The organism is Streptomyces sp. NPDC057638, from assembly GCF_042800315.1.
In the GTDB taxonomy this organism is placed as follows: Bacteria; Actinomycetota; Actinomycetes; order Streptomycetales; family Streptomycetaceae; genus Streptomyces.
Genome location: NZ_JBHVHF010000404.1, coordinates 1 through 5,873 on the forward strand (window position 1 = coordinate 1; position 5,873 = coordinate 5,873).

At 72.0% G+C, this 5,873-nt stretch carries 7 protein-coding genes and 5 tRNA genes; 5 read left to right on the forward strand and 7 right to left on the reverse strand.

The genetic code is table 11. The features are described from left to right. Positions 1–19 precede the first annotated feature (19 nt). The 5 genes from ACFVIM_RS31920 to ACFVIM_RS31940 all read right to left on the reverse strand — a co-directional run bounded on the left by ACFVIM_RS31920 (position 20) and on the right by ACFVIM_RS31940 (position 491). A tRNA-Val gene (locus ACFVIM_RS31920) sits at positions 20–94 on the reverse strand. Between the two features lie 46 nt (positions 95–140). Then, positions 141–212 (reverse strand) — tRNA-Val (locus ACFVIM_RS31925). 21 nt (positions 213–233) lie between these two features. Then, a tRNA-Val gene (locus ACFVIM_RS31930) sits at positions 234–305 on the reverse strand. A 1-nt stretch (position 306) separates the two neighbouring features. Beyond that, positions 307–380: transfer RNA gene (locus tag ACFVIM_RS31935), tRNA-Cys, on the reverse strand. A gap of 38 nt (positions 381–418) precedes the next feature. Beyond that, a tRNA-Gly gene (locus ACFVIM_RS31940) sits at positions 419–491 on the reverse strand. A gap of 178 nt (positions 492–669) precedes the next feature. Between ACFVIM_RS31940 and ACFVIM_RS31945 the strand changes: the two genes are divergently transcribed. From ACFVIM_RS31945 to ACFVIM_RS31955, 3 genes are all read left to right on the forward strand, one after another. Continuing rightward, complete coding sequence (locus ACFVIM_RS31945) at positions 670–1,761, forward strand: chorismate-binding protein (protein WP_384308892.1); 1,092 nt, start codon at positions 670–672, stop codon at positions 1,759–1,761. Continuing rightward, positions 1,758–2,588 carry an aminotransferase class IV gene (locus ACFVIM_RS31950; RefSeq protein ID WP_384308894.1) on the forward strand — a complete coding sequence of 277 codons (831 nt, stop codon included), beginning with the start codon at positions 1,758–1,760 and terminating at the stop codon, positions 2,586–2,588. The genes ACFVIM_RS31945 and ACFVIM_RS31950 overlap by 4 nt, the downstream gene beginning before the upstream one ends. A 63-nt stretch (positions 2,589–2,651) precedes the next feature. Next, the gene (locus ACFVIM_RS31955) at positions 2,652–3,494 is read left to right on the forward strand and encodes a GNAT family N-acetyltransferase (RefSeq protein WP_384308897.1); all 843 of its coding nucleotides are present in this window, start codon (positions 2,652–2,654) and stop codon (positions 3,492–3,494) included. Between the two features lie 153 nt (positions 3,495–3,647). Here the strand turns inward: ACFVIM_RS31955 and ACFVIM_RS31960 are convergent, their stop codons facing one another. Then, positions 3,648–4,178 (reverse strand): DsbA family protein, encoded by a 531-nt coding sequence (locus ACFVIM_RS31960; RefSeq protein ID WP_384308900.1) that lies wholly within the window; start codon positions 4,176–4,178, stop codon positions 3,648–3,650. A gap of 213 nt (positions 4,179–4,391) precedes the next feature. On the opposite strand from ACFVIM_RS31960, the gene ACFVIM_RS31965 reads away from it, so the two are divergent. Together ACFVIM_RS31965 and ACFVIM_RS31970 are read left to right on the forward strand one after the other, a co-directional pair. Continuing rightward, positions 4,392–4,835 carry a hypothetical protein gene (locus tag ACFVIM_RS31965; RefSeq protein ID WP_384308903.1) on the forward strand — a complete coding sequence of 148 codons (444 nt, stop codon included), beginning with the start codon at positions 4,392–4,394 and terminating at the stop codon, positions 4,833–4,835. Positions 4,836–4,984: 149 nt separating this feature from the next. Further along, positions 4,985–5,200 carry a hypothetical protein gene (locus ACFVIM_RS31970; protein WP_384308909.1) on the forward strand — a complete coding sequence of 72 codons (216 nt, stop codon included), beginning with the start codon at positions 4,985–4,987 and terminating at the stop codon, positions 5,198–5,200. Positions 5,201–5,203: 3 nt separating this feature from the next. On the opposite strand, the gene ACFVIM_RS31975 is transcribed toward ACFVIM_RS31970, so the two are convergent. Beyond that, positions 5,204–5,761 carry a CGNR zinc finger domain-containing protein gene (locus ACFVIM_RS31975; protein ID WP_384308906.1) on the reverse strand — a complete coding sequence of 186 codons (558 nt, stop codon included), beginning with the start codon at positions 5,759–5,761 and terminating at the stop codon, positions 5,204–5,206. Positions 5,762–5,873: the final 112 nt, after the last annotated feature.

Here is a 5,873-nt window from a genome sequence, read left to right on the forward strand (position 1 = left end):
GACGGCCGGGGGTTCCGGATGGTGCGCGATACTGGGATTGAACCAGTGACCTCTTCCGTGTCAGGGAAGCGCTCTCCCGCTGAGCTAATCGCGCGGGGCGACATGCGATGACGATACCAACGATCTTGACCGCACTTGCGTGCGCGATACTGGGATTGAACCAGTGACCTCTTCCGTGTCAGGGAAGCGCTCTCCCGCTGAGCTAATCGCGCTGAGGATCCTCGCGGATCCAGTGGACGATACTGGGATTGAACCAGTGACCTCTTCCGTGTCAGGGAAGCGCTCTCCCGCTGAGCTAATCGTCCTTGGAGGTGGAGACGGGATTTGAACCCGTGTAGACGGCTTTGCAGGCCGTTGCCTCGCCTCTCGGCCACTCCACCAGGAGTGCTGCGGGGGTTCGGGAAGATCCCCCACTTCGAGCGGACGACGAGATTCGAACTCGCGACCCTCACCTTGGCAAGGTGATGCTCTACCAACTGAGCCACGTCCGCTTGTCTTTTCCGTTTCGCTGCTGCGTCCCGGCGACGTGTTGAACTCTAGCGGATTCCTGAGCCAGCACAAAAACGCGTTTGCGCAGCGTGCTGAGGTTTCTCCGGAGAGGAGTGGCTGATCAGGGGCTCCGTGGCGACCCGGCCGGGGCCCGACCGCGCCGGTCATAGACTCACAGATGTGTACGACCTCGCTCCCCTGGCCCGCTTCGGCCCTCTCGTCGCCACCGATCTCCGGGATGTCACCAGCGACCCCGCCGCACTGGACTCCGCGGGCTTCTGGGCCGTCGCCGCGGACTTCGAAGGCGGTCTGACCTGCGCTCGTTTCGGTGAGATCCATACGGAGCCGATTCCCCCGGCGGTGCCGGGGCGCTGGCGGGGGCCCGCGGCCGGGGACTGGGTCTCCTCCCTGGACCGCTCCGGCTATGTCGCCGGGGTGCGCCGGATCCGGGAGCACATAGCGGCGGGCGAGGTCTATCAGGCCAATCTCTGCCGGGTGCTCTCGGCGCCACTGCCGGACCCCGCCGCCGCCGATGTGGACGCGCTGACCGCCCTGCTCGCCCGGGGGAACCCCGCCCCCTACGCAGGAACGATTCGTCTTCCCTCGTACGGAGTGGAGATCGCCACCGCCTCGCCCGAGCTGTATCTGCGGCGGGACGGTGTGACCATCGAGTCCGGGCCGATCAAGGGCACCGGCCGCACCGCCGCCGATCTACTGGAGAAGGACCACGCCGAGAACGTGATGATCGTCGACCTGGTCCGCAATGACCTGGGCCGGGTCTGTGCCACCGGCTCGGTCACGGTGCCCGCGCTCTGCGCCGTCGAGGCCCATCCCGGACTGGTCCACCTCGTCTCGACCGTCCGGGGCGAACTGGGACCCAAGGAGGGCTGGGAACAGATGCTCGGCGCCACCTTCCCGCCCGGTTCGGTGACCGGAGCCCCCAAATCGAGCGCGCTGCGGATCATCGAGGCGCTGGAGACCGCGCCCCGGGGCCCGTACTGCGGCGGGATCGGCTGGGTCGACGCCGACCGGGGCACCGGGGAGCTCGCCGTGGGCATCCGTACGTTCTGGATCGAGCGGGAGTCCTCCCGCGGCGCCGACACCGCCACCCTGCGCTTCGGTACCGGCGCGGGCATCACCTGGGGCTCGGACCCCGAGCGGGAGTGGGACGAGACCGAGCTCAAGGCGTCGCGGCTGCTCGCGATAGCGTCGGAACCGGTGGGCGCGCCGGGTGGGTCGCGCCCCGGGACAGCGGAAGGACCAGCGTCATGAAGCTTTGGGTCAACGGCGGACTGCGGGAGGCCGGTGAGGCCAGGATCTCGGTCCTCGACCACGGCCTCACCGTCGGTGACGGCGTCTTCGAGACCATGAAGGCGGTCCGGGGGAAGCCCTTCGCCCTCACCCTCCACCTCGAACGGCTGACGCGGTCCGCCCGGGGCCTCGGGCTCCCCGACCCCGACCACGACGAGGTGCGCCGCGCCTGCGCCGCCGTACTGGCCGCCAACCCCATGGAGCGCGGACGGCTGCGCGTCACCTACACCGGAGGGCTCGCCCCCCTCGGCTCCGACCGGGGCAGCGACGGCCCGACCCTGGTGGTCGCCCTCGGTGAGCTCCCGTCGCGGCCCGACACGGCGGATGTGATCACCGTCCCGTGGACCCGCAACGAGCGCGGCGCCCTCACCGGCCTCAAGACGACCTCGTACGCGGAGAACGTGGTGGCCCTCGCCGCCGCCACCGAGCGCGGGGCATCCGAGGCGCTCTTCGCCAACACCGCCGGGCGGCTCTGCGAGGGCACCGCCTCGAATGTCTTCGTCGTCCTCGACGGCGAGCTCCACACCCCGCCGGTCTCCTCCGGCTGTCTCGCGGGCATCACCCGGCGGCTGGTGGTCGAGTGGACCGGGGCGCGCGAGACCGATCTGCCCTTCGACGCCCTCGACCGGGCCGAGGAGATCTTCCTGACCTCCAGCCTCCGTGACGTCCAGGCGGTCCGCTCCGTCGACGGACGCGTGCTCGGGGAGACCCCGGGACCGGTCACCACCAAGGCGCTGCGCCTCTTCGAGGAGGGCGCGGCCGCCGACCCCGACCCCCGGCTGGGCTGACCCGGGGCCGATCACCCGCACCCACGGGGTGACGAACGGCCGCGGGGTGGATAGGAAACCCGGATGACCACCACCCTGCGGCCGACCGGGCCGCTCCAGGACGACGCGGACGGAACGCGCTCCCGTCACTACGAGGTCTGTGTCAACAGCGCCCCCGTCGGGACCATCGAGATCGCCACCCGGCCCACGGCCGGATCGGGCACCGGCACTGTACGTACGCTGTGGATCGAGGCGCCGCACCGCCGCCGGGGCCGGGGCACCGTCGCCGCGCTCGCGGCGGAGGAGGTACTGCGGGGCTGGGGCTGTGACCGGGTGATGCTCTCCGTGCCGCCGTCGGCCGTCGCCGCCACCCGGCTGCTCACCGCCCTCGGCTACACCGAGACCGGCCGCGTCCTGCACAAGCGGCTCGCCGCCCGTCCGCCCGCGCTGCCGCCGGGCAGCGAGACCCGGCCGATGACCGCGCCGGAGTTCGACGACTGGTGGGAGCGGTCCCTGGGGGGCTACGCGCATGACGTGGCCGCTCACGGCCTTCCCCCCGCCCGTGCGCGCGCCAAGGCCGAGTCCGACCGCACCCGGCTGCTGCCCCAGCGCCACGCCACCCCCGGTGTCCGCCTGGACGTCCTGCTCCACCAGGGCACCACCGTCGGCCATCTGCTGCTCGGTTCCCGGACGCTGGACCCGACGGGGGAGCGGAGCGCGTATGTCTACGAGGTGGAGGTGGCCCCGGAACACCGGCGGCGCGGCCATGGGCGGACCCTGATGCGCCACGCGGAGCGTCTCGCGCGCGAGACGGGGGAGGAGCGCCTCGCCCTCCATGTCTTCGCCGGCAACGGCCCGGCCCGCTCCCTCTACACCGCGCTCCACTACCGGCCACTCACCGTCCACTACGCCAAGCCACTGCTCTAGGCGCGGTGCCCCGGGACGTTGGTGACACGCGTGCCGGGTCGGACAGGCCCCTGAGCCGCTGACACGACCGGCCCTCGCGCCGCCTGGCCCGCGAGCGGTGCGGGCGAGGCGGCGGAGGGCCGGGCCGGTGGTCGGTAAGGCTGGGGGGGAGGGTCAGGGAGCGGCGAGGAGGCGGTCGGCGATCTCCTCGATCCGCGCCCGCAGACCCTCCTGGCTCTTCCCGCCGTCGAGACGCTCACCGCCGATGACGTACGTCGGCGTCCCCGTCACGCCGATCGCCTTGCCCTCGGCCTGGTCGGCGTCGACGACCAGGAGGTGACGGCCGTCGATCAGGGCCGTGTCGAACTCGTCCGGGTCGAGCCCGAGTTCCCGGGCCACCTCCAGCAGCACCGGCTCGCCCCGGCGGGACAGGTCTTCCACCCGGGCCAGCAGTGCCTCGGTGTACTCCCAGCCCTTGCCCTGGTCGGCCGCCTCCTCGGCGGCCTGGGCCGCGGCGTAGGCGTGCTTGTTCTTCTCCAGCGGGAAGTGGCGCGGCCGGATCTCCAGCCGGTCGCCGTAGCGCTCGCGGAGCGCGTGAAGGTCGGTGAGAGCGGTGCGGCAGTCGGGGCACTGGAGGTCGCACCAGAGGTCGAGCACGGGACGGACGGCGAGGTCAACACGGTCAGTGATGGGGGAGTCGCTCATGGGGCCAGTCTCCCAGTCCCGGGGACCCACGGTGTCCCAGGGTGTCCCGGCCCCCGGTACGCCCTGGGCCGGGCGCCGGGCGGACCTGACCGGCACCTGGGGAGGAGAACATCCCGGAGATCTCCCTGAGAGGGGGTGGTCGCCCGTGGCCCCGACGGCCCCCGGCGGTGCAGGATGGAGGGGCGAACGCTCACGAACTGCCTGGAGGCCCGCATGATTGCCGAGACCATTTGCTCCGCCGCTGCCGCGGCGGGCCTGGGGATCGCGGCGGTCACGGCGTACCGCAAGCGCTTCCTGGCCGCCACCAGGATCGCGGCCTACGCGCTGGTCCCGCTGGGGCTGGTGCTCACGGGTGCCGTCCAGTGGCTGGCCGATACCGCGTTCAGCCCCACGGCGTGGGCCGGTTTCGGTGTGCTCGGTCTGTCCTGGCTGCTCTTCATGACCACCCGTGGCGTCGAGCGGCGCACGGGCGGGAGCCGCAAGGAGCGCAAGGCCGCCGCCAAGGCGGCACGTGCCGAGGCCGTGGCGCCCGGCGCCTCCCAGCCGGCCCTCGGCCGCGCCACGCCCACGGCGCGCCCCGCCTCCCCCAAGAAGGCGGGCGGCTCGGGCGAGGACTTCAGCGACATCGAGGCCATCCTCAAGAAGCACGGCATCTGACCCTTCTCCGCCGGTCCGCGATCTCGCGCCGATAGGCGCGTACGGACGGGGACGGCGCCCCGACGGGCACCGCGGCCCTGGGCCGGGCCCGTCGCGCCCGTCGGAGCGGGCGGGCAGCCGGGGGTGAACTCCCGTCATCGCGGGGCGTGTTGGCTGATCATCGGGAGTCGGGCTGGTACATCATCACCCCCGAGATGCTCGATACCTCCCGGGGCCAGGCCCCCGCACCCCCGAATGAGCCGCGTCACCAGGATGAGCCGCGAGGCTGTCTCTTCGCGCTCTCCCAGCCGCCGTTGATGATCTTCCTGTCCGTGATCGGCGTGCTGCTGCTGATGGCCGCCGTGCACGACCTCTTCCTGCTGTGAGGCTCAGCCCGCCGCCTCACGGCGGCGCGCGCGGTAGGCGGCGACATGGAGCCGGTTGCCGCAGGTGCGGCTGTCGCAGTAGCGGCGCGAGCGATTGCGGGAGAGGTCGACGAAGGCCCGTCCGCAGTCCGGCGCCTCACAGCGCCGCAGCCGCTCCTGCTCTCCCGCCACGACCATGAACGCCAGCGCCATCCCGCCGTCGGCCGCGAGATGGTCGGCGATGGAGGCGCCAGGGGCGAAGTAGTGCATATGCCAGTCGTAGCCGTCGTGATTGGTCAGCTGCGGCGTGGTGCCCGCGGCGGCGACCAGCTCGTTGAGCAGCTCGGCGGCCCGCTGGCTGTCGGGGAGCGCGAAGACCTCGGCGAAGCGGGACCGTACCCCCTGGACCGCGCGCAGATCGCGCGGGTTCAGCTCCCGTACATCACTGATGCGGTGCCGGACGACGAACTCCTCCAGCGCGGGGATGTCCGCGAGCCGGTCGCCCTCGTCGCCGTCCGGTGCGGTGTTCACCAGGTCGACGACCATATCGAGCGCGATTCTGGTGTCGTGGGGGATCAGCACGCTTCGCTCCCTGGCCTGCCGCACGGGCCGGGTGCCCGACGAATCGCGCTGACTCTAGCGGCTCGTGGCAAAGCGTATCGGCGCCGTCACCGCGCGGGAATACGCGATGACC

Bases quoted from the DNA above. Each gene is read 5' to 3' on its own strand.
- ACFVIM_RS31960 (WP_384308900.1), bottom strand. From the start codon at position 4,178: ATGAGCGACTCCCCCATCACTGACCGTGTTGACCTCGCCGTCCGTCCC.
- ACFVIM_RS31965 (WP_384308903.1), top strand. From the start codon at position 4,392: ATGATTGCCGAGACCATTTGCTCCGCCGCTGCCGCGGCGGGCCTGGGG.
- ACFVIM_RS31950 (WP_384308894.1), top strand. From the start codon at position 1,758: ATGAAGCTTTGGGTCAACGGCGGACTGCGGGAGGCCGGTGAGGCCAGG.
- ACFVIM_RS31955 (WP_384308897.1), top strand. From the start codon at position 2,652: ATGACCACCACCCTGCGGCCGACCGGGCCGCTCCAGGACGACGCGGAC.